Below are 24,488 nucleotides of genomic sequence, written 5' to 3' on the forward strand. Positions count from 1 at the left end.
TCAGTCCTCCGCGGTCTCGGCGGGTGCGGTCTCGGCGGGTCCGGTGGCGGTCAGTTCGGCCAGCAGGTGGTCGGCCAGCTCGGCCGGGGTGGCCCGATCGAAGATCAGCATCGGGGGGAGCTCCAGTCCGGTCGCGGCCGAGAGCCGGTTGCGCAGCTCCACCGCGGTCAGCGACACGTATCCGACCTCGAAGAACACGTCTCCGGGCGCGAGCGTCTCGGCGGGCGGCCGCCCGAGCACCGCCGACGCCTCCGTGCGGACGAGGTCCAGCAGCGCGTTCCGGCGCCCGTCCTCGTCGAGCTCTTCGAACCCGTCGAGCGGGGACGGCGCTTCCTCCGCTTCCTCCGGAGGGGACGGGGCCGGGCGGGCGGGGGCGGTGGGCGCGGATTCCAGCCAGTAGTGACGGTGCTGGAAGGCATAGGTGGGGAGGTCCACGCGGGGCCGCCCGGCCAGGGACGCCGACCAGTCGACGCCGCCGCCGCGGACGCGCAGTCCCGCCGCGGAGAGCAGGAACGTCCGGAGCCCGCCCTCGCCCCGGCGCAGCGTGCCGGTGACCGCGGCCGCGGCCCGCCCGGCGGCGTCCTTGATCTCGGCCGCCAGTACCGGGTGCGCGCCGACCTCCACGAACGACCGGAAACCGTCGTCCAGGAGGGCGCGGGCGGCGGCGTCGAACCGCACGGTGCCGCGCAGGTTGCGGTACCAGTAGGCGGCGTCCAGCCGCGTGGTGTCCAGCCATCCCCCTTCGACGGTGGAGAAGAAGGGGACCTGGGACGGCTTTGGGGCGAGGCCGTCCAGGAGATCGTGTAGCTCGTCGCGGATCGCCTCGACGTGCGAGGTGTGCGAGGCGTAGTCCACGGGGATCCGGCGGACCCGCACGCCCTCGTCCTCGCAGGACTCGATGAGATCGGCCAGGGCGCCGGCGTCGCCGGCGACGACGACCGACGCGGGCCCGTTGACGGCGGCGATCTCCAGGCCGGGCGCGAGCCGCGCGGCGACCCGGTCCTCGGGCAGCGCGACCGACGCCATGCCGCCGCGTCCGGCCAGGCCGCGGGCGATGGCCTTGCTGCGCAGCGCCACCACGCGCGCCGCGTCCTCCAGCGGCAACGCCCCGGCGACGTGCGCGGCGGCGATCTCGCCCTGCGAGTGCCCCACCACGGCGTCGGGCACCACACCGAACGACTCCCAGAGGCGGGCGAGGGCCACGTTCACCGCGAAAGAGGCGGGCTGCACCACGTCCACCCGCTCCAGCGGGCCGCGCAGTTCCTCGGCGAGCGACCAGTCCACGTACGGCTTCAACGCCGCCTCGACCTCCGCCAGAGCGGCGGCGAACACGTCGGACTGGTCGGCCAGTTCGGTTCCCATGCCCGCCCACTGCGTCCCCTGGCCGGGGAACACCAGGACCGTGCGCCCCTCGACGTCCGCGACGCCGGTGACGATGGTCGGTGCGGGCTCTCCCGCCGCGACCGCGCGCAGCCCGGCCAGCGCCTCGTCGCGGTCGGCCGCGACGACGACGGCGCGGTGCGCGAGGGAAGCCCTGCCGGACGCCAGCGAGGCGGCGACGTCGGCGGGTTCCAGCGCGGGACGCTCCCGGAGGTGGGAGGCGAGCCGCGCGGCCTGTGCCCGCAGCGCGTCCGCCGTCGCCCCGGAGATCTCCCAGGGCCGGGGCGCCGGGCCCGCGTCCGGCGGCGGGGCCTCGTCGGTGCTCACCGGCGCCTCTTCGATGATCACGTGCGCGTTGGTGCCGCTGACGCCGAAGGACGACACCCCGGCCCGGCGGGGACGTCCCGGATCGGGCCAGTCCCGCGGCTCGGTGAGCAGCCGGACCGCGCCCGCGTCCCAGTCGACGTTCGTGGACGGCGCGTCCACGTGCAGCGTGGCGGGCAGCGCGCCGTGCCGCAGCGCCTCGATCACCTTGATGATCCCCGCGGCGCCCGCGGCGGCCTGCGCGTGCCCGATGTTGGACTTCAGCGACCCCAGCCAGAGCGGCCGGTCGGCCGGGCGGTCGCGGCCGTAGGCGGCGAGGAGGGCCTGCGCCTCGATCGGGTCGCCCAGCGGCGTGCCGGTCCCGTGCCCCTCGACGGCGTCGACGTCGGCGGGCGCCAGGCCCGCCGCGTCCAGCGCCGCGCGGATCACGCGCTGCTGGGACGGCCCGTTGGGGGCGGTGAGCCCGTTGGAGGCGCCGTCCTGGTTGACGGCGCTGCCGCGCACCAGCGCGAGCACGGGATGGCCGTTGCGGCGGGCGTCCGACAGCCGCTCCAGGAGGAGGACCGCCGCGCCCTCGGCCCAGCCGGTGCCGTCGGCGGCGTCGGCGAACGCCTTGCAACGACCGTCGGGCGCGAGGCCGCGCTGCCGGGAGAACTCGACGAAGGGCGATGGCCGCGCCATGACGGCGACGCCGCCCGCGAGCGCGAGCCGGCACTCGCCGTCGCGCAGCGCCCGCGCCGCCAGATGCACGGCCACCAGGGAGGACGAGCAGGCGGTGTCGACGGTGAGGGCGGGCCCTTCGAGCCCGAACGTGTAGGAGACGCGCCCGGACACGACGCTGCCGGACGTCCCCGTCCCGAGCAGCCCTTCGAGGTCGTCCGGCACCTCGGCGAGCCCGGCGGCGTAGTCGTGGTACATGACGCCGGTGAAGACGCCGACGCGCTCACCGCGCAGCGCCGTGGGCGCGATGCCGGCGCGTTCGAGCACCTCCCACGAGACCTCCAGCATGAGGCGCTGCTGCGGGTCCATGGCGAGCGCCTCGCGCGGCGAGATGCCGAACAGCGCGGCGTCGAAGGCTCCCGCGTCGTGCAGGAAGCCGCCCCGCCGCACGTAGGAGGTGCCGGGACGGTCCGCGTCGGCGGCGAAGAGGCTGTCGAGGTCCCAGCCCCGGTCGCCGGGGAAGGGCGAGAGGCCCTCGCGTCCCTCGGAGACGAGCTCCCACAGGTCCTCGGGTGAGGCGATCCCGCCGGGCAGGCGGCACGCGGCCGCGACGACGGCGACGGGGTCGGCGGCGGCGGTGCCTCTCAGCCGGTCGTTCTCCTCGCGGAGCCGCTCGTTGTCGACCAGCGCGGCACGCAGCGCGCGGACGACCTTGTCGTCGGTCATCGGTTCCCTCCCAGAGCCCGTTCCACCAGGTCGTCCACGTCCATCTCGGCGATCGCCGCGGCGATGCCGGCGGTCTCGCCCGCCCCGCCGGGCGGTTCCGGCGCGAGCTCCTCCAGCAGCCGCCGCGCCAGGTCCGCCGGGGTCGGGTGGTCGAAGACGAGCGTGGCGGGGAGCCGCACCCCCGCCGCCCTGGCGAGCCGGTTGCGCAGCTCGACCGCCGCGAGGGAGTCGAACCCGAGGTCCTTGAACGCCCGCGCCGCGCCGACGTCGTCCGGGGCGTCGTGCCCCAGCACGGCGGCCGCGTGCCGCCTGACCAGGTCGAGCACGGTGCTCGTCCGCTCGGGGGAGGACAGTCCGGCGAGCCGGTCGGCGAACGACGCGGCGGGCGCCCCGCCGGTCGGCGGCGCGTCCCGGCGAGGCGCCCGGACGAGACCGCGGAGCACGGGCGGCAGGTCGCCGTCGGCGGCGAGCGAGCGGAGCGCGGCGGCGTCGAACCGCGCCGGGACGACGACGGCGTCCCCGGCCGCGAGGGCGGCGTCGAACAGCGCCAGCCCTTCGGCCGTGGAGAGCGCCCCGAGGCCGCCGCGCGACAGCCTGTCCAGCGCGGCGCCGCCGAGATGGCCGGTCATGCCGCTGGCCTGCGACCACAGTCCCCATGCGAGCGACACGGCGGGCAGGCCCTCGGCACGCCGCATGCGGGCCAGCCCGTCGAGGAATCCATTGGCCGCCGCGTAGTTGCCCTGCCCGGCGTTGCCGAGCACCCCGGCGCCGGACGAGAACAGCACAAACGCCGCCAGGTCCAGGTCGCGGGTCAGCTCGTGCAGATGCCAGGCGGCGTCCGCCTTCGGCCGGAACACCGGGGCGAGCCGCGACGGGCCGAGGTCGTCCAGCAGGGCGTCGTCCAGGACGCCGGCGGCGTGGACGACGGCGGTCAGCGGATGCCCGGCCGGGATCGCCGCGATCACCTCCGCCAGCGCCTCCCGGTCGGCGGCGTCGGCCGCCGCCACGGTCACCTCGGCGCCGGCCTCGCGCAGCTCCGCGTACAGCTCGGTCGCGCCGGCGGCGGCGAGGCCGCGCCGGCCGACCAGGACGAGCCGGCGGACGCCGTGCTCCCGCACCAGATGGCGCGCGACCAGGCCGCCGAGCGTCCCGGTGCCGCCGGTGACCAGGACCGTGCCGTCCGGATCGAGGGACGCCCGGCCCGTCGCGCCGGCACCGGCGTGGGCGAGCCGGGGCGCGTGCGCGCGTCCCGCGCGCAGCGCGACCTCGGGCTCACCGGAGGCGACGAGGCGCGGCAGCAGATCCCCGGCCTCCTCCCCCGACTCCGCCTCCACCAGCACGATCCGCCCCGGCTGCTCGCGCTGCACCGCGCGCACGAGGCCGCGGACGGCGGAGGCGGCGAGGTCGTAGGGCGCGTCGCCGGTGAGCACCGCGACCGGTCCGCCGTCGCGGGCGAGCCGGTCGCGCAGGAAGGCGACCGCCTCCGCGGTCAGCTCGCGGGCCGCGCCGGGGGTCCAGCCGCCGCGGTCGGTCAGGTCGAGGACGTCCTCGCCCGGGACGGGCGCGGCGGCCGCGCCGGGAAGGGCGACCGGCACCCGGTCGATCCGGTGGAGCAGGTCGTGCGCGGGCGTCAGCCGGCCGGGGTCCACGTCTCGGAGCCGCAGGGAGTCGATGGAGGCGACGGGCTTTCCGTCCCGGTCGGCGAGGGTGATCGCGTATCCGGACGCCGGGCCCTGGAAGGTCGCGTGCACGCGCAGCGCCGAGGCGCCGGGCGCGTGCAGGCGCACGCCGGTCCAGGCGAACGGCAGCGGTATCCGCCCGTTCGCGGGAGGGGTCGCGCCGAGCAGGCCGGTGGCCTGGAGCGCGGCGTCCAGCAGGGCCGGGTGCAGGCCGAAGCCCCCGGCCTCGCTCCCGCCGGGCAGCTCCACCTCCGCGAAGACCTCCTCCCCGCGCCGGTAGGCGGCCCGCAGTCCCTGGAAGGCGGGCCCGTACTCGTAGCCCTCCGCGGCCTTCCGCTCGTAGAAGTCCTCGACGGGGACGGGTTCGGCATCCGCGACCGGCCACGGGAGCCGCTCCGCGACGTGGATCCCGTCGGACAGCCGGCCCGTGGCGTGCCTGGTCCAGCCGCCCTGGCCGCGCCGCGCGTGGATCGCCACGTCCAGATCGGCGACCACGACCCTGATCTCCACGTCGTCGTCTCCTGGAACGGTCAGCGGCGCCTCGATGACGAGCTCGTCCAGCGTGGTGCGACCCGTCTCGGCGCCGGCGCGCAGCGCCAGCTCGACCAGCGCCGATCCGGGCAGCACCGTCGTGCCCGCGACGGCGTGGTCGGCGAGCCATCCGTGGTCGCGGAGCGAGAGGCGGCCGGTGAGGACGGCGCCGTCGGGCAGCGGGACGGCGGCGCCGAGCAGCGGGTGCCGCGCGTCCTCGATCCCGGCGGCGGTCAGGTCGCCCTGGCCGCGCCCGCCCTCCAGCCAGTAGCGCCGGTGCTGGAAGGCGTAGGTGGGCAGGTCCGGGCGCCTGTGCGGGCCGGGCCCGAACGCGCGGCTCCAGTCGACCGCGACCCCGGCGACGTGCGCCTCCCCGGCCGAGCGCAGGAACCGGTCGAGGCCGCCGTCGTCGCGGCGCAGCGTGCCGACGGCCACGGACGGTTCCGCGACGATCTCCGCGATGCCCGGTACCAGGACGGGGTGGGCGCTGACCTCGACGAACGCCTGGAACCCGTCGCCGGCGAGGGTCTCGACGGCGTCGGCGAAGCGGACTTGGCGCCGCAGGTTGCGGTACCAGTAGCCGCCGTCGAGTTCGGTGGTGTCCAGCCATCGTCCTTCGACCGTGGAGAAGAACGGGATGTTCGACGCTCGCGGAGCGATCCCGTCCAGCAGATCCGCCAGTTCGCCCTGGATCGCCTCCACGTGCGAGGTGTGCGAGGCGTAATCCACAGGGATCCGGCGCGTTCGCACGCCCTCGGTTTCCAGCGCCGCCTGGAGGGTGTCCAGGGCCTCCGGTTCCCCGGCGACGACGACCGAGGCGGGCCCGTTGACCGCGGCGATCTCCAGTCCGGGCGCCAGGCGGGCGGCGGCCTCGCCAACCGGGAGCGCCAACGACACCATGCCGCCGCGTCCGGCAAGGCCGCGCGCGATGGCCTGGCTCCGCAGCGCCACCACCCGCGCCGCGTCCTCCAACGACAACGCACCGGCGACGTGCGCGGCGGCGATCTCGCCCTGCGAATGCCCCACCACCGCGTCAGGACGGACACCGAACGACTCCCACAACCGGGCCAGGGCCACGTTCACCGCGAACGACGCCGGCTGCACCACGTCCACCCGCTCCAGCGGGCCGCGCAGCTCCTCGGCGAGCGACCAGTCCACGTACGGCTCCAACGCCGCCTCGACCTCCGCCAGGGCGGCGGCGAACACCGGGGACGACTCGGCCAGCGCCACGCCCATCGCCGTCCACTGCGCGCCTTGCCCGGGGAAGACGAAGACGGTCTTGCCGTCGGCCTCCGCCGGACCGGCGGACTCGACTTCGGCCAGGGCCGCGATCGCCTCGGCGCGGTCGGCCGCCACCACGACCGCCCGATGCTCCAACGTTGCCCGCCCGGTCGCCAATGCATGCCCGATCTCCGCCGGGGCGAGGTCGCCGTGCTCGCGCAGGAACGACGCGAGCCGCTCCGCCTGCGCACGCAGGCCCTCGGCCGTCCGGGACGAGAGGAGCCACGGGACCGCGCCGGGTGCCACGCCGTCCCCCGCCTCCGGCCGGGGCTCTTCGGCGGCCTGTTCGATGATCACGTGGGCGTTGGTGCCGCTCACCCCGAACGACGACACCCCGGCCCGGCGCGGCCGGTCCACCTCGGGCCACGCGCGCGCCTCGGTCAGCACGCGGACGGCACCGGTCTCCCAGTCGACCTGCGTGCTCGGCGCGTCCACGTGCAGCGACTCGGGCAGTAGGCCGTGGCGCAGCGCCTGCACCATCTTGATCACACCCGCCACGCCCGCCGCCGCCTGCGCGTGCCCGATGTTCGACTTCAACGACCCCAGCCACAACGGCCGGTCGGCGGGACGGTCCCGGCCGTAGGTCGCCAACAGTGCCCGCGCCTCGATCGGATCGCCCAGCCGCGTCCCGGTCCCATGTCCTTCGACGGCATCGACATCGGCGGCGCTCAGACCCGCGTTGGCCAGCGCCTGCCCGATCACCCGCTCCTGCGAAGGCCCGTTCGGCGCGGTCAGGCCGTTGGACGCGCCGTCCTGGTTCACCGCCGAACCGCGCACCACCGCCAGCACCTCATGACCGTTGCGGCGCGCATCCGACAACCGCTCTAGGACGAGCACCCCGACGCCCTCGGAGAGGCCCGTCCCGTCGGCGGTGTCCGCGTACGCCTTGCAGCGACCGTCCGGGGCCAGGCCGCGCTGCCGCGAGAAGTCGATGAACACCTCGGGGGTCGCCATCACCGCCACTCCCCCGGCCAGGGCGAGCGAGGACTCCCCCGACCGCAGCGACTGCGCCGCCAGATGCAACGCCACCAGCGACGACGAGCACGCGGTATCGACCGTCACCGCCGGCCCTTCCAGACCGAAGGTGTAGGACACGCGGCCGGAGGCGACGCTGCCGGAGTTGCCGATGCCGAAGTAGCCTTCGAGTCCCTCCGGGAGGGCGCCGAGGTTGTCCCGGTAGTCGTGGAACATCAGTCCGGTGAAGACCCCGGCGGGCGTGCCGCGCAAGGAGGTCGGGTCGATGCCCGCGCGCTCCAGGGCCTCCCACGACACCTCCAGCAGCAGCCGCTGCTGCGGGTCGACGGCGAGGGCCTCGCGCGGCGAGATCCCGAAGAGCGCGGCGTCGAACCCGCCGGGCTCGGCGAGGAAGCCGCCCTCCTTCGCGTAGGTCCGCCCGGTGCGGTCGGGGTCGGGGTCGTAGAGGTCGTCCGGGTCCCAGCCGCGGTCGCGGGGGAACGGGCCGATCGCGTCGCGCCCTCCGGCGACCAGCCGCCACAGGTCCTCCGGCGAGGCGATCCCGCCCGGCAGGCGGCAGGCCATGCCCACGATCGCGATCGGCTCGGTGCGGCGCGCCTCGGCGTCGTGCAACCGCCGGCGGGTGCGCTGCAGGTCGGCGAGGGTCCGGCGCAGGTACTCGCGCAGCTTCTCGTCGTTCGCCATGTGCCTTTCCTCAGCCCTGTCCGAGTTCATGGTCGATGAGCGCGAAGAGCTGGTCGTCGGTCGCCGCCGCCAGGTCGGCGCCGGGCTCGGCGGGCCCGGCCAGGCGGGCGGTCAGCGCGTCGAGCCGCGCGACGATCCGGTCCCGGAGCGCGCCGTCCTCGGGCGGCTCGCCGAGCGCGCGTTCCAGCCGTTCCAGCTCCGCCAGCGCGGGCGGGACGGCCGCGCGCGGTGCGACGCCGAGTTCGGCGCGCAGGTGCTCGGCGAGCGCGGCCGGGGTGGGGTGGTCGAACACCGCGGTGGCCGCGAGCCGCACATCGGTCGCCTCGGCGAGGCGGTTGCGCATCCGCACGGCCGTGAGCGAGTCGAATCCGGCGTCCTTGAACGCCTGGTCCGCGCGCAGGGTCTCGTCGGCGGGCAGGCCGAGCACGTCCTCGGCGGCGGCGCGGACGATCCCGACCAGCTCGCGCCGCTGGTCGGGCTCCGGCAGCCGGGCCAGCCGGTCGGCCAGGGGCTCGCGGGCCGGCTCCGCCGCGTCGTCGGTCGTGGTCGCGGTGGCGGTCCGGCGCGGAGCGGTCCGCACCAGGCCGCGCAGCAGCGCGGGGAGCGTGCCCTCGCCGGCCCGGCCGCGCAGGGCCGCATGGTCGAGGCGAGTGGGGACGAGCACCGCCTCGCCGTCCACGCGCAGCGCCAGGTCCAGGAGCGAGAGCGCCTCGTCGGTCGGCAGCGCCAGTTGCAGGCCACGGGCCAGACGGTCGCGGCCCTCCTCCCCGAGGCGGCCGGTCAGCCCGCTGGCCTGTTCCCAGAGACCCCAGGCCAGGGAGAGGGCGGGCAGCCCCTCGGCGCGCCGGAGCCGGGCCAGGCCGTCCAGGAACCCGTTGGCCGCCGCGTAGTTGCCCTGCCCGGCGTTGCCGAAGATCCCCGCGCCCGAGGAGAACAGCACGAACGCGGCGAGGTCCAGGTCGCGGGTCAGCTCGTGCAGGTGCCAGGCGGCGTCCGCCTTCGGACGGAACACCGCCTCCACCTGCTCCGGGCTCAGCGACGCGAGCACCCCGTCGGCCAGCGCGCCCGCCGCGTGGACGACGGCGGTCAGCGGATGTTCGGCCGGTATCTCCGCGAGGACGCCCGCCAGCGCGCCCCGGTCGGAGACGTCGGCGGCGACGATGCGCACGTCGGCGCCCGCCGCGCGCAGGTCGTCCGCCAGTTCACCCGCGCCCGGGGCCGCCGGGCCCCGCCGTCCGGCCAGCACCAGGTGGCGGACGCCGTGGGAGGCCGCCAGATGGCGGGCGACCAGCCCGCCCAGCGTCCCCGTGCCGCCCGTGATCAGCACGGTGCCGTCCGGGTCGAGCCGGGGCGGCTCCCCGGTGGCGCGCGCACGGGCCAGGCGGGGCGCGTACAGGCCGCCCTCGCGGACCGCGAGTTCCGGCTCCCCCGAGGCGACCGCCGCGGGCAGCAGCGCCCGCGCGGCGCCCGGGTCGTCGGCCTCCACCAGCGTGATCGGGTCCGGGACTTCGAGCCGGGCCGTGCGGACCAGGCCCGCCACGGCGGCGCCCGCCGGCCCTCCGGCGGTCAGGACGGCCTTCGGCGGGTCCTCGGCGATGCGCCGCATCGCCCGGACGACAAGGTCGCGAGCCGCCTCGGCGGGCGGCCCCGCCGGGACGCCGGTGAGGTCCAGGACGTCGCCGGCCGCGAGCGGCGCCGCGTCCGATGCCGCCTGGACCCGCGTCCACGTGATGCGGTGGAGCGCGTCGGAGTCCGCGCCGGCGGCGGGCAGGGCCGCCGGCCGGAGCACCAGCGACCCGATCTCGGCGACGGGCCGGCCCGACCGGTCGGTGATCGCGAAGGTGACGGCGTCGTCGCCCGCCCGTGCGGCGCGCACGCGGAGCGCGGTGGCGCCGGTCGCGTGGAGCGCGACGTCGTTCCAGGCGAACGGGAGGAGCGCTCCGCCGCCGGCCGGACGCGGCGCCGCGCCGAGGTTGGCCGCTTGCAGGGCGGCGTCCAGCAGGGCCGGATGCAAGGCGTAGCCCTCCGCCTCGACTCCGTCGGGCAGTTCCACCTCCGCGAACACCTCGTCCTGGCGCGTCCAGGCGGCGCGCAGCCCGCGGAAGGCCGGACCGTACTCGTACCCGCGTTCGGCGAGACCGGCGTAGAAGGAGTCGACGGCGGCCGGTTCGGCACCTTCCGGCGGCCACTGCGAAGGCGCCGGCGCGGCGTCGGGGACGTCCGCCGAAACGCGGCCCGTGACGTGCCGCGTCCACGGGCCGTCCGGTTCGCGACGCGAGTGGACGCTCACGGGGCGCCGCCCGGACCCGTCCTCCTCCCCGACCGTGACCGAGACGCGGACGGTCCCGTGCTCAGGCAGTTCCAGCGGCGTCTCGATGACCAGTTCCTCGATGGTCGCCGCCCCGGTCTCGGCGGCGGCCTGGAACACCAGTTCGTTGAAGACCGCACCCGGCAGCAGCACGCGTCCCGCCACCGTGTGATCGGCGAGCCAGGGGCGGCTTCCCAGTGACAGCCGGCCTCCGGCGATTACGCCTCCGGTGTCGGGGTCAGGAGCGATGGTGTCCAGAAGGGAGTCGGCCTCCTCGATCCAGTAGCGGCGGCGCTGGAACGCGTACGTCGGCAGCGGCACCCGCCGTCCACCACGAGGCACATGGACCGGCGACCAGTCGACGGCCACGCCGCGGACCTGGAGTTCGGCGAGGGAGAGCAGGAAGCGCCGCAGGCCGCCGTCGTCGCGGCGCAGCGTCCCGGCGGCAACCGACGTGCGCTCGTCCACGAGTTCCTGCACGCTCGGTACCAGGACGGGATGGGCGCTGACCTCGACGAACGTCCGGAACCCGTCGCCGGCCAGCGCTTGGACGGCGTCGGCGAAACGGACTTGGCGCCGCAGGTTGCGGTACCAGTAGCCGCCGTCGAGTTCGGTGGTGTCCAGCCAGCGCCCTTCGACCGTGGAGAAGAACGGGATGTTCGATGCTCGCGGAGCGATCCCGTCCAGCAGGTCCGCCAGCTCGGCTTCGATCGCCTCCACGTGCGAGGTGTGCGAGGCGTAATCCACCGGGATTCGCCGCACCCGCACACCCTCGGCCTCAGCCCGAAGAATGAGGTCGTCCAACGCATCCGGCTCACCCGCGACCACCACCGACCCCGGGCCGTTGACCGCCGCGACCTCCAACCCACCCGCCAACCACGACGAGACCGCCTCCACCGGCACCGCCAACGACACCATCCCGCCACGCCCCGCCAGACCACGCGCAATCGCCTGGCTCCGCAACGCCACCACCCGCGCCGCATCCTCCAACGACAACGCCCCGGCCACGCACGCCGCCGCGATCTCACCCTGCGAATGCCCCACCACCGCGTCAGGACGGACACCGAACGACTCCCACAACCGGGCCAGCGCCACGTTCACCGCGAACGACACGGGCTGCACCACGTCCACCCGCTCCAGCGGGCCGGTGAGCGCCTCCTCGAACGACCAGTCCACGTACGGCTCCAGAGCCGCTCCCACCTCCGCCAGCGCATCGGCGAAGACCGGCGACGCGCCGGCCAGCTCGTCCGCCATCCCGGCCCACTGCGCTCCCTGGCCGGGGAAGACGAAGACGGTCTTGCCGGTGACGTTCGCCGTCCCGGTGACGGCGGCCGGTGCGGGAGCGCCCTGGGCCAGCGCTTCGAGTGCGGCCACGGCCTCCTCCCGGTCGGCCGCGACGACGACCGCGCGCTCGTCCAGCGCGGCGCGGGCGGTGGCCAGGGCGTGCCCGATCTCGGCAGCCGTGAGGTCCCCGCGGTCGGCGACGAACGAGGCGAGCCGCGCGGCCTGCGCCCGCAGCGCTCGCGCGCCGCGCGCGGAGACCGGCCACACCACGGCGGCGGGCTCCTCGTCCGGAGCGGAGGCGTCCGCGCCGACGCCGGGGGCCTCTTCGATGATCACGTGGGCGTTGGTGCCGCTCACCCCGAACGACGACACCCCCGCCCGCCGGGGCCGATCGGCCTGGGGCCAGTCGCGCGCCTCGTCCAGCAGCCGCACGCCGCCCGCCGACCAGTCGACCTCCGACGTCGGCTCCTCCGCGTGCAGGGTCCTGGGCAGCGCGCCGTGGCGCAGCGCCTGCACCATCTTGATCACGCCCGCCACGCCCGCGGCCGCCTGGGTGTGACCGATGTTCGACTTGACCGACCCCAGCCACAGCGGCCGGTCGGCCGGGCGGTCCTGGCCATAGGTCGCCAGCAGCGCCTGCGCTTCGATCGGATCGCCCAGCCGCGTGCCCGTGCCGTGCGCCTCCACGGCGTCGATCTCGGCGCCCGTCAGGCCCGCTCCGGCGAGCGCCTGCCGGATCACCCGCTCCTGCGACGGCCCGTTCGGCGCGGTCAGGCCGTTGGACGCGCCGTCCTGGTTGATCGCCGAGCCGCGCACCACCGCCAGCACCTCGTGGCCGTTGCGGCGCGCATCCGACAACCGCTCCAGCACCAGCACGCCGACGCCCTCCGACATGCCGAAGCCGTCGGCGGACTCCGCGAACGCCTTGCAGCGCCCGTCGGCGGCCAGCCCGCGCTGCCGGCTGAAGCCGATGATGCCCTCCAGCGTGGACATGACGGACACCCCGCCCGCCAGCGCCAGCGAGGACTCCCCCGACCGCAGCGACTGCGCCGCCAGATGCAACGCCACCAGCGACGACGAGCACGCCGTGTCGACCGTCACCGCCGGCCCCTCGAAGCCCAGCGTGTAGGACACGCGGCCGGTCAGAACGCTCGCCGCGTTCCCGGTGACGAGGTATCCCTCGTCCGCCCGGCCGCGCGCGCCGCCGGTCCCGTAGTCCTGGCCGTGCGTCCCGACGAAGACGCCGGTGGGCGTTCCGCGCAGGGACGTCGGGTCGAACCCAGCGCGTTCCAGGGCCTCCCACGACACCTCCAGCAGCAGCCGCTGCTGCGGATCCATCGCCAGAGCCTCGCGGGGGTTGATGCCGAAGAAGCCCGCGTCGAAGTCCGCCGCGCCGCGCAGGAAACCGCCGCCCCGCACGTAGGTGCCGCCTGGCGCGTCGGGATCGGGGTCGTGGACGCCGTCGAGGTCCCAGCCGCGGTCCGTCGGGAAGCCGGTGATAGCGTCGCCGCCCTCGGCGACGAAGCGCCAGAGGTCCTCGGGCGAGTCCACGTCGCCCGGGAAGCGGCACGCCATGGCGACGATGGCGATGGCGTCCCCGTCCGGGCCGGCCGTGGTGGTCGGCGCCGCTGCTGCCTCGGGCGCCGTCCCGGACAGTTCGGTTCGCAGCCGCTCGGCGAGACGGGCGGGTGTCGGGTGGTCGAACACCAGGGTCGCGGGCAGGCGGAGGCCGGTGGCCTCGGACAGCCGGTTGCGCAGCTCGACCGCCGTGAGCGAGTCGAGACCGAGGTCCTTGAAGGCGCGTCCGGGCTCGACGGCGTCGGCGCCGCTGTGCCCGAGCACGGCGGCGGCCGTCGCGCGGACGACGCCGAGCAGGTCGGCGGGCGCGACCGCTTCCGGGCCGGCGGGCGCCGCCGCCTCCGGCCGCCGGGGCCGGGCGGGTGCCAGGGCGCGCAGCAGCGGGGGCGCCTCCCCGGCGGCGTGGACGGCCGCGAGGTCCAGCCGGATCGGCACCAGCGCCGGCCGGTCGCTCTCCAGCGCGGCGTCGAACAGCGCCAGGCCCTCTTCGGCGGTCAGCGGGCGCGTACCGGAGCGGGCCATCCGCGCCAGGTCCGTGCCGGAGAGGCGGCCGCCCATTCCGGCTGCGCCGCCCCACAGCCCCCACGCGAGGGAGACCGCGGGAAGGCCCTGCTCGCGGCGGTGCCGGGCGAGCGCGTCGAGGAAGGCGTTGCCCGCCGCGTAGTTCCCCTGCCCGGGACTGCCGAACGTGGAGGACGCCGACGAGTACAGGACGAAGGCGGCCAAGTCGAGGTCTCTGGTGAGGTCGTGCAGATGCCAGGCTCCGTCCACCTTCGGCGCTAGGGCGGCGTCCCATTCCTGCGGGCCGAGCGAGGCCAGGACGCCGTCGGCGACGACCCCGGCCGCGTGCACGACCCCGGTCAGGCGGTCCGCGACCTGTTCGACGATCTCGGCGAGGGCGGCCCGGTCGGCCACGTCGGCGGCGACGGATCGCACCTCCGCCCCGAGATCGGACAGTTCCACGATCCATTCGGCGGGGGCGCCCGTCCGGGACAGCAGGACCAGCTCCGCGACGCCGTGCGCCCGCACCAGATGCTCGGCGACGAGGCGGCCGAGACCGCCCGTCGCGCCCGTCACCAGCACGGTCCCGCCGGCCAGCCGCGACCGCTCCGGCGGGGCCGGGAGCGGCGCGCGGGCCAGCCGCGGCACGAGGACGCGCCCGTCGCGCACCGCGATCTGCGGTTCTTCGGGGATCAGCGGCAGCGCGGCGGCGACCGGCCCCTCGCCGGGATCGTCGGTGACCAGGGACGCGAAGAGGCCGGGGTGCTCGGACTGCGCGCTGCGGAGCAGGCCCCGCACCGCCTCGTGCACCGGGTCGTCCGGCGAGGTGACCACCAGGAGGCGGGCCGACGCGGCGCGCGGGCCGTCCGGCCAGTCGCGCAGCAGGCGCAGGGTCTCCCACCCCACCGCGCGGACGCGCTCGGGCAGGGGCCGCCCGGCGTCACCGCTCCCGACGCGGTGGACGACGACGTCCGGCGCCGCGTGCCCGGCCTTCCCCGCCGGGACCCACGCGACCTCGAACAACCGGTCGCGCACCCCGCCCGCCGCGAACCGGCCGGGGTCGAGCGGGCGCAGCGCGAGCGACTCGACGCCGACCACGGGGACCCCCGACGGGTCCGCCGCGCTGATGGCCACGCTGTCGGGCCCGGTCGCGGTCAGGTGGACGCGCAGTGCGCGGGCACCGGTCGCGTGCAGGCGCACGCCGGACCAGGAGAAGGCGAGGCGCGGCCGGTCGGGGTCGGGCAGCAGCGCCGCGGCGGCGATCGGGTGCAGGGCCGCGTCGAGCAGCGCGGGATGCAGGCCGAATCCGTCCGAGTCGGCCTCCTCCGGCAGCCGGAGCTCGGCCCACGCCTCCCCGTCGCCCGCCCAGACGGCCTGGACGGCGCGGAAGGCGGGACCGTACTCGACGTTGAGGCTCTCGTAGAAGCCGTCGAGGTCGAGAGGGCGCGCGCCGGCAGGCGGCGGCCAGGGGACGGCGGCGCCCGGCCGGTCGTCCTCTCCGAGCGTCGCGGTGGCGTTCTCGGTCCACTCCCCGTCGGGTCCGCTGCGGGTGTGGACGCGGACGGACCGCTCCTCCACGCGGACCTGGACGTCGAGCGCCCCGCCCTCGAGCAGCACGATCGGCGTCGAACCGGTGAGCTCGGCGACGGCCGGGGCGCCGCGCAGGGCGCCGATGTGGTGGAGGACGTCCAGGAGCGCGGTGCCCGGCAGCAGCACGGCCCCGGCCACCCGGTGGTCGGCGAGCCAGGGGTGGTCGCGTTCGGTCAGCCGCCCGGTGAACACCGCGCCGCCGGAGCCGGCGAGCGGGACGACCGCGTCGAGCAGCGGATGGCCCGCGGGCTCGGGCCCGGCCGCCGGGCCGCGGGCGGGTAGGAGCCAGTACCGCTCGCGCTGGAACGCGTACGTCGGGAGCGCGACCCGCCGCGGGTCGGATCCGGCGAAGACGGCCGTCCAGTCGACCGGCACGCCGCGCACGTGGAGTTCGGCGAGGGAGAGCAGGAAGCGCCGCAGGCCGCCGTCGTCGCGGCGCAGCGTCCCGACCGCTACGGACGGCTCCGTGACCATCTCCGCGATGCTCGGCACCAGGACGGGATGGGCGCTGACCTCGACGAACGTCCGGAACCCGTCGCCGGCCAGCGCTTGCACCGCATCGGCGAAACGGACTTGCCGCCGCAGGTTGCGGTACCAGTAGCCGCCGTCCAACTCAGCGGTGTCCAGCCAGCGCCCTTCGACCGTGGAGAAGAACGGGATGTTCGATGCTCGCGGAGCAAGCCCGTCCAGCAGACCCGCCAGCTCGGCCTCGATCGCCTCCACGTGCGAGGTGTGCGAGGCGTAATCCACCGGGATCCGCCGCACCCGCACACCCTCGGCCTCAGCCCGAACCACCAGATCGTCCAGCGCATCCGGCTCACCCGCGACCACCACCGACCCCGGGCCGTTGACCGCCGCGACCTCCAACCCACCCGCCAACCACGACGAGATCTCCTCGACCGGCACCGCCAACGACACCATCCCGCCACGCCCCGCCAGACCACGCGCAATCGCCTGGCTCCGCAACGCCACCACCCGCGCCGCATCCTCCAACGACAACGCACCCGCAACACACGCCGCCGCGATCTCACCCTGCGAATGCCCCACCACCGCATCAGGACGGACACCGTGCGCGCGCCAGACCTCGGCGAGCGCCACCATGACCGCGAAGGCGACCGGCTGCACGACGTCCACGCGGTCCAGCGGCCCGCGCAGCGCCTCGGTGAGCGACCAGTCCACGTGGGCGGCGAGCGCGTCGGCGCATTCGGCCAGCCGGGCCGCGAAGACGGGGGACGTCTCCAGCAGCTCCGCGCCCATGCCCGCCCACTGCGTCCCCTGCCCGGGGAAGACGAACACCGTCCTGCCGTCGACGTCGGCGACGCCGGACACGACGGTCGGCGCCGGCTCGCCCGCCGCGAGCGCGCCGAGGCCGGCGAGCGCCTCGCTCCGGTCGGCCGCCACGACCACGGCGCGGTGGTGGAGCGCGGCGCGGGCGGTGGCCAGCGAGGACCCGAGGTCGGCCGGCCGCGTCTCCGGGCGCGCGAGCATGTCGTCCCGCAGCCGCTCCGCCTGCGCGCGCAGCGCCGGGACGGCACGGGCGGAGACCGGCAGCACCACCGCCTCCGGATCGGGCGCCAGGGCATCGCCGGCGGGCGCGGCGTCCGGCCCCTGTTCGATGATCACGTGGGCGTTGGTGCCGCTCACCCCGAACGACGACACCCCGGCCCGGCGCGGCCGGTCCACCTCGGGCCACGCGCGCGCCTCGGTCAGCAGCCGCACACCGCCCGCCGACCAGTCCACCTGCGTGCTCGGCGCGTCCACGTGCAGGGTCCGGGGCAGCACACCGTGGCGCAGCGCCTGCACCATCTTGATCACACCCGCCACGCCCGCCGCCGCCTGCGCGTGCCCGATGTTCGACTTCAACGACCCCAGCCACAACGGCTGATCGGCGGGACGGTCCCGCCCGTAGGTCGCCAGCAGCGCCCGCGCCTCGATCGGATCCCCCAGCCGCGTCCCCGTCCCATGACCCTCGACGGCATCGACATCGGCGGCGCTCAAACCCGCGTTGGCCAGCGCCTGCCCGATCACCCGCTCCTGCGAAGGCCCGTTCGGCGCCGTCAGACCATTTGACCCACCGTCCTGGTTCACCGCCGAACCACGCACCACCGCCAGCACCTCATGACCATTGCGGCGCGCATCCGACAACCGCTCCAGCACCAGCACGCCGACGCCCTCGGACCAGCCCGTCCCGTCGGCGGCCTCGGCGAACGCCTTGCACCGGCCGTCGGCGGCGAGGGCGCCCTGGCGGGTGAACTCGACGAACGAGGTGGGCCGGGCCATCACGGCCACTCCCCCGGCCAGGGCGATCGAGGACTCCCCCGACCGCAGCGACTGCGCCGCCAGATGCAACGCCACCAACGACGACGAGCACGCCGTATCGACCGTCACCGCCGGACCCTCGAAGCCCAGCGTGTAGGACACGCGGCCGGAGGCGACACTGCCGGAGTTGCCGGTGCCGAGGTAGCCCTCAAGGTCGGCGGGCACCTCGGCGAGGTCGGTGGCGTAGTCGTGGTACATCAGGCCAGAGAAGACCCCGATGTCGCGGCCCCGCAGGGAGGTCGGGTCGATGCCCGCGCGCTCCAGGGCCTCCCACGACACCTCCAGCAGCAGCCGCTGCTGCGGGTCCATGGCGAGGGCCTCGCGCGGGGAGATCCCGAAGAAGCCCGCGTCGAAGTCACCGGCGTCGTGGAGGAATCCGCCGTGCCGGGTGGCGGTCCGCAGGGAGTCGACGTCCCAGCCGCGGTCGGCGGGGAACTCCGTGATGGCCTCGGCGCCGTCGGCGACGAGCCGCCACAGGTCCTCCGGCGAGGCGATCCCGCCCGGCAGTCGGCAGGCCATGCCCACGATCGCGACGGGCTCGCCGGACAGGGCGTGCGGCACGGCCGCGTCCCGGGTGGCGGGCTCGGCGAGCAGCGCCGACCGCAGGTGGCGTGCGACGGCCAGCGGGGTCGGATGGTCGAAGGCGAGCGTGGCGGGCAGCGGCAGCCCGCAGGCGGCGGCCAGCCGGTCGCGCAGGGCGACGGCGGTCAGCGAGGTGAGCCCGAGGTCGCGGAAGGCCGCGTCGGCCGGGAGGTCGCCGCCGGCTCCGAGCAGGTCGGCGACCGCCGTCCGGACCAGGTCCGTCAGCAGCCGGTCGCGGTCGGCCGGGCCGGGCAGGTCCAGCAGCCGGCGGCGCAGGTCCGCGGCCGCGCCGTCGTCCGCGGCCACCGGACGGGCCGGGGCTTCGATCAGATCGCGCAGCGGGGCCGGGACCCCGTCGGCTCGCACCGCCGCCGGGTCGAGGCGGAAGGCGGCGAGGCAGGTCTCCTCCGAGGCGAGAGCCGCGTCCAGCGCCGACATGCGGTCCCGGGCCGTCAGGCGCCCGACGCCCGGCGGCGGCGGACGATCGTCGCCCTCGACGGGCCCCAGGGCCAAGGACAGCGCGGGCAGCCCGTCGGCCGCGCGGCGGCGGGCCAGCGCGTCGAAGGAGGCGCCGAGGGCGGCCTCCTCCTCCCCTTCGCGCCCCGCGGCTCCGAGCAGTCCCGTGGCGGGCGAGAGCAGTACGAACGCGTCGAGGTCGTGGGCCGCGGTCAGCTCGGAAAGGTTCACCGCCCCCGCCCGGGCGGCCTCGGGGTCCCGTCCGCCGGGCGCGTGGACGACGGCACCGATCGGGCCGCTCGCGGCGAGCAGTGCGACGAGGGCGTCCCGGTCTGCGGCGTCGTCGGCGATGGTGGCGACATCGGCTCCGTGGGCCACGGCCAGGTGGCGGGCCACGGCCGCGCCGAGTTCGCCGTCGGCGCCGGTGACGAGCACGGTCCGGCCGGCCCCGATCGGACCGCGCGGGGCCGCGTCCGGCGGCGCGGCGGCACGGACGGCGCGCGGCACCAGGAGGACCCCCGAGCGGACGGCCGCCTGCGGTTCCCCCGCGGACAGCGCCTCGGCCGCCCACCGCTCGGCGTCGGCCCCGGCGTCCAGGTCGAGCAGCGTGAACCGGCCCGGGTACGCGGCCTGGACGCCGCGCACCGCCGCCCACACGTCCGCCTGGGCGCGGTCGACCGCGGTGCCGGCCCCCTCCACGGCGCCCGCCCCGCGGGTGACGACGACCCGGTGGGCGCCCGCGTCGCCGTCGCCCGCCGCCCAGGCCGCGAGCCGGGCGGAGAACTCGCCCGCGTCCGAGTCCGAGTCCACCGAGGTCACCACCAGTTCGGGCCGCGCGTCTCCCATGCCGGAGCGACCCGGCACCGAGGGAAGCGGGATCCAGTCCAGGCGGAACAGCGACTCGTGGCGTCCGCCGCCCATCGCGCGCAGCCGGGCGGGACGCTCCAGCAGCAGGCGGCGCGCGACCTTGCCGGAGGCCGTGCGCGGGACCTCGGCTATCTCGTACAGCTCCTCGGGCACCTTGAAGTAGGCGAGGCGCTCCCGGCAGGCGGCGAACAGCGCCTCGGGGTCCAGGCCCTCGGGCCCCGGCACGACGAAGGCCACCGGAACCTCTCCGAGCACCTCGTGCGGACGGCCCGCCACCGCGACGTCCGCCACGCCGGGCCGCCCCCGCAGGACCTCCTCCACCTCGCCGGGGTGGATGTTCTCCCCGCCCCGGATGATGAGTTCCTTGATCCGGCCGGTGATGGTGAAGTAGCCGGCGGCGTCGCGCCGGGCCAGGTCGCCGGTCCGGTACCAGCCGTCGCGGAACGCCTCGGCGGTCTCCTCCGGCCGGCCGTGGTACCCGACCATCACGCTCGGGCCGCGGACCCAGACCTCGCCCTCCTCCTCCGCCCCGACGTCGGCGCCGGTCTCGGGATCCACCAGCCGCACGCCGAGCCCCGGCACCGGCAGCCCGCACGACCCCTCGACGCGGGCGCCCGTCGGCCAGTTGATGGTGATCGACCCGCACGTCTCGGTGCTGCCGTAGGCGTCCAGCAGCGGCGCGCCGAACGCCTCCTCGAACGCCCGGCGCAGCTCCGCCGTGGTGACCGCGCCGCCGACCAGGCACATGCGCAGGTGCGGCGCCGTGAAACCCTCCTCGCGCGCGGCCCGGACGAGATGGTGGTACATCGTCGGGACGCCCGCGAGGAAGGTGATGTCGTCCTCGCGGAGCGCGCCGAGCACCTCGCCCGCGCTGAAGCCGTCCAGGATGCGGGCGGTCGCGCCGACCGCGGTGACGGCGAGCACGCACGCGATGTGCGAGAGGCTGTGGAACAGCGGCAGCGGCCACAGCACGCGGTCGTCGGCGGACAGGCCGGGGACGGGCACGTAGCAGGCGGCGACCGACCACAGGCAGTTGCGCTGGGTGGAGACGACGCCCTTGGGCCGCCCGGTGGTGCCGGAGGTGTAGAGCATCCACGCCGGCTCGTCCAGGCCGAGGTCGTCGCGGGCGGGCGTGCCGGGCTCGGTGCCGGCGAGCGACTCGAAGGGCACCGCCGCGGGCAGCGCCTCGGGCGGCGCGTCGCCGGTGACCACGACGGCGACGTCCGGCCGCCCGGCCAGCACCCGGGCCAGCGGCGCGGCGTGCGCCGGGTCGGTGATCACCAGCCGGGCGCCGCTGTCGTCCAGCAGGTAGGCCAGCTCGGCCTCGGTGACGCGCGGGTTCACCGGGACGCCGATCGCGCCCGCCCGGACCAGGGCCAGGTAGCCCTCCACCGTCTCGACGCGGTTGCCGAGCAGGAGGGCCGCGCGGTCGCCGGGCTGCAGCCGGCGTTCCGCGAGATGGCCCGCGAGGCGCCGGGTCCTCGTGTCCAGCTCGGCGTAGGTGACGCCGCGCCGGGCGTCCCGGAAAGCGATCTTCCGGGGCGCCCGGCGGGCGTGCTCGTCCAGCAATTCGGGCAGTGGCCGAATCAGCTCCGTGCGCAGCATTCCGGCGCATCCCCCAATGCGAAGGTGACGGTGCGGAACCGCCCGCAAGAAATGTGCCGGCGGCTGCGCCCAGTCTCATCAAGGAATGGTCGGGACAATCCCCTAACCGCCCCCCTAATGGTCCTTACTCACGTCCGGACCGGGGGACGGGGCGGGGTCAGCAGGCCGAGCAGGTCGGCAGGGCTGCGCAGCACCGCGTCAGGCCGTTCGGCCAGCAGCGGCGCGGGGTCGCTCTCGCCCCACAGCGCGGCGATCGCGCCGACGCCGGCGGCCCGCGCGCTGCGCAGGTCGGTGACGGCGTCGCCGACCATCACCGCCTCGTCCGGGCGGGCGCCGAGCAGGCCGAGGGCGCGCTCGACGATGTCGGGCGCGGGTTTGGGCCGTGCCACCTCGTCCGAGCCGATCACGTGCTCGAAGTACCCGGCGATGCCGAGGACGGCGAGCAGCGAACGCGCCCGGGGCCCGCTCTTGCCGGTCGCGACGGCGAGCCGCAGGCCGCGCCGGCGCAGCCCGGCCAGCAGCGGACCGACGCCCTCGAAGACGGTGACCTCGCCGGCGAGCCGGTAGCTCTCCCGGACGAACGGCTCCTCGATCTCGGGCGGCAGGCCCATGATGCGCATGATGTCGGGGAAGTAGCGGCCGAGGTGCCGGCTGTACTCCTCGAAGGGCGCCGGGCCGTCGCCCAGCACCTCGGCGTAGGCCGTCTGGAACGCCCGGCGCATCACGTCGAAGCTGTCGACGATGACGCCGTCCAGGTCGAAGATCACCGCGCGCACCGCGGGGCGGCCCGTGACGGCGTCAGACATGGCCCGCCCCCGCCGCCACCGGCGTCCGGGCCGCGGGCCGGGCCGAGTCGTACAGCCGGCCGATCGCCGCGATCATCTCCCGGGCGCGCGCGACCGCGGCGCCGCGGCGCCCGGGGTCGGCCAGCAGGGCGGGCAGCTCGTCCAGCTGGCGCGAGTACTCCGCGCCGATCGGCTCCCGGGGGACGGGAACGGGCCGGGCGACGCCGTGCCGGGTGCGGACCAGCGTGGGCTCCTCCTGCCGGTTGGTGCTGAACCCGAACGTGCAGCGCAGCGCGGCCGTCCCGGCGGCGCCCTCCACGGTGATCGCGGTGACGTCGCGGGTCTCGTGCGACGCCCAGCTCGCCCGCAGCGCCACCGAGACGCCGCGGTCGGTCACCAGGAACCCGCGCGCGGTGTCCTCGACGTCGCCGGCGGCCGCGGCACCGTCCGCGGCGGGAGCGCCGGGCCCGGCCTGCTTCCACCGCGCGCGGCGCGAGGGGTCGTTGACGAAGTCGGACGAGACCGTGCCGAGCACCCGGTCGAAGGCCGTGGGCCCGAGCAGCGGCTCCACGGCGTCGAACAGGTGCCAGCCGAGGTCGAGCAGCGCGCCGCCGCCCGCCTGCTCGCGCCGGACGAACCAGCTGCTCGCCGTGGGCACGCCGTGCGCGCGCACCCAGGACAGGTCGACGTGGCGGATCGGGCCGAGGCCGGCGGCGACGTCCAGCAGCGCCCGGACGTCGGCGCGGTACCGGGCGGCGCTGCCCGCGAGGAGCACCGCGCCGCCCGCCAGCTCGGCCTCCTCGAGCCGGTCCGCCTCGGCGACGCTGAGGCAGACCGGTTTCTCCAGGAACACCGGCACGCCCTTGGAGAGCAGCCGGGTCGCGACGGGTGCGTGCAGGTGGTTGGGGACCGCGACCACCGCCAGGTCCACGGTCGCGGGGTCGAGCTCGTCGACCGTCGCGAGCGCGACCGGCGCGCCCGCCGCGGCGCGCGCGGCCGGGTCGGGGTCGACGACGGCGGTGACGGTGTGGCGCTCGTGCTCGCGCAGCCGGGGCAGCCAGATCCGGCGCCCCGCCCAGCCGAGCCCGACCAGGGCGACGCGGACGCGCGCGGGGCCGCTCATGCCGCCCTCACCGCGTCGGCCACGATCTCGGCGACCCGGTGGAGCTGCTCCTCGGTGCCGAGCAGCGTCCGGTGGTGCAGCCAGATCCCGTCGCCGGTGAGCGCCTCGGCGTTCGGGCAGCGCGCCGCCAGCTCCTCGGGCGTCGCGTCCGGCGCGCCGGTCTCCCAGAAGGCGGCCGTGCGGTAGACGGCGCGGAACACCACGAAGGCGGGCACGCCGCGCGCCACGAGCGCGTCGACGAGCGCGTCGCGGCGCTCGCCCGCCAGCTCCGGCACCCGGAACATCGCCATGTAGTGCGGCACCCGGTCGGCGCGGACGTCCCGGTCCTGGGGCACGACGCCCGGGATCTCGGCCAGGAGCCGGGCCAGCACGGGCGCGCGCCGCTCCCGCGTGTCGATCTGCTCGTCCAGGCGGCTCAGCTGGGCGCGCAGCACCGCGGCGGAGAACTCGTTCAGGCGGAAGTTCGAGCCCGAGGTCCGGTGGTGGTAGCCGCGGTCGTCGCGCGGGCGCCCGCAGCTGTGCCGCAGGAAGCCCTCCTCGTAGGAGTCGCGGTCGGGGAAGGTGACCGCGCCGCCCTCCCCCGCCGTCATGAGCTTGCCGTTCTGGAAGCTGTAGGCCGCGATCGTGCCGAACTCCCCGACGCGGCGGCCGTTCCAGCGGGCCCCGTGCGCGTGCGCGGCGTCCTGGACGAGCGGGACGCCGCTGTCGGCGGACAGCTTGGCCAGTGCGTCCATGTCGGCGAGCTGCCCGGCGATGTGCACCGGCATGATCGCCCGGGTGCGCGGCCCGACCGCCGCCGCGGCGGCCGCCGCGTCCAGGTTGTAGGTGCCGGGGTCGATGTCCACCGGTACCGCCACCGCGCCGAGCCGCTGCACGGCCTGCGACGAGGAGATGAAGGTGAACGCCGGCACCAGGACCTCGTCGCCGTCGCCGATCCCGAGCACCTGCAGGGCCAGTTCCAGCGCGTGCGTGCCGTTCGTCACCGCGAGCGCGTGCGCGGCGCCCTCGTGCTCGGCGAACTCGCGCTCGAAGGCGTCGACCTCGCCGCCGCCCATGCGCCACCACTGGCCCTGCTCCAGCGCGCGGACCAGTCCCGCGCGTTCCCGCTCGTCGTACTGCGGCCACTCCGGCAACCCGATATCACTCATGTGCTCCACATCCTCCGCGTCATGCGTTCCGACCGTTTCGCAAACCGTCCCCAGCGGGGATTTCTTCGGCACGGTACCCAAGCGAGGAGGGCATTTCCCATC

6 protein-coding genes are annotated in these 24,488 nt (G+C 76.2%); all 6 read right to left on the reverse strand.

All coding sequences use genetic code 11. The annotated features are described in order from the left end of the window. Positions 1-3,090 (reverse strand): type I polyketide synthase, encoded by a 3,090-nt coding sequence (locus ABT299_RS09365; protein WP_500250322.1) that lies wholly within the window; start codon positions 3,088-3,090, stop codon positions 1-3. After that, complete coding sequence (locus tag ABT299_RS09370) at positions 3,087-8,240, reverse strand: type I polyketide synthase (protein ID WP_500250323.1); 5,154 nt, start codon at positions 8,238-8,240, stop codon at positions 3,087-3,089. The genes ABT299_RS09365 and ABT299_RS09370 overlap by 4 nt, the downstream gene beginning before the upstream one ends. Positions 8,241-8,250: 10 nt before the next feature. Further along, complete coding sequence (locus ABT299_RS09375) at positions 8,251-21,330, reverse strand: SDR family NAD(P)-dependent oxidoreductase (RefSeq protein WP_500250324.1); 13,080 nt, start codon at positions 21,328-21,330, stop codon at positions 8,251-8,253. A 128-nt stretch (positions 21,331-21,458) separates the two neighbouring features. Beyond that, a complete protein-coding gene (locus ABT299_RS09380; protein WP_500250325.1) occupies positions 21,459-22,136 on the reverse strand; it encodes an HAD-IA family hydrolase in 678 nt (225 codons plus the stop codon). Continuing rightward, the gene (locus ABT299_RS09385; protein ID WP_500250326.1) at positions 22,129-23,238 is read right to left on the reverse strand and encodes a Gfo/Idh/MocA family protein; all 1,110 of its coding nucleotides are present in this window, start codon (positions 23,236-23,238) and stop codon (positions 22,129-22,131) included. Before ABT299_RS09385 ends, ABT299_RS09380 begins: the two co-directional genes overlap by 8 nt. Further along, positions 23,235-24,386, reverse strand: coding sequence for a DegT/DnrJ/EryC1/StrS family aminotransferase (locus ABT299_RS09390; RefSeq protein ID WP_500250327.1), 1,152 nt, complete (start codon positions 24,384-24,386; stop codon positions 23,235-23,237). The genes ABT299_RS09385 and ABT299_RS09390 overlap by 4 nt, the downstream gene beginning before the upstream one ends. Between the last annotated feature and the right edge of the window lie 102 nt (positions 24,387-24,488).

Origin of the sequence: Spirillospora sp. NPDC000708, assembly GCF_040299565.1 — a bacterium.
In the GTDB taxonomy this organism is placed as follows: Bacteria; Actinomycetota; Actinomycetes; order Streptosporangiales; family Streptosporangiaceae; genus Spirillospora.

Bases quoted from the DNA above. Each gene is read 5' to 3' on its own strand.
- ABT299_RS09365 (WP_500250322.1), bottom strand. From the start codon at position 3,090: ATGACCGACGACAAGGTCGTCCGCGCGCTGCGTGCCGCGCTGGTCGAC.
- ABT299_RS09370 (WP_500250323.1), bottom strand. From the start codon at position 8,240: ATGGCGAACGACGAGAAGCTGCGCGAGTACCTGCGCCGGACCCTCGCC.
- ABT299_RS09375 (WP_500250324.1), bottom strand. From the start codon at position 21,330: ATGCTGCGCACGGAGCTGATTCGGCCACTGCCCGAATTGCTGGACGAG.
- ABT299_RS09380 (WP_500250325.1), bottom strand. From the start codon at position 22,136: ATGTCTGACGCCGTCACGGGCCGCCCCGCGGTGCGCGCGGTGATCTTC.
- ABT299_RS09385 (WP_500250326.1), bottom strand. From the start codon at position 23,238: ATGAGCGGCCCCGCGCGCGTCCGCGTCGCCCTGGTCGGGCTCGGCTGG.
- ABT299_RS09390 (WP_500250327.1), bottom strand. From the start codon at position 24,386: ATGAGTGATATCGGGTTGCCGGAGTGGCCGCAGTACGACGAGCGGGAA.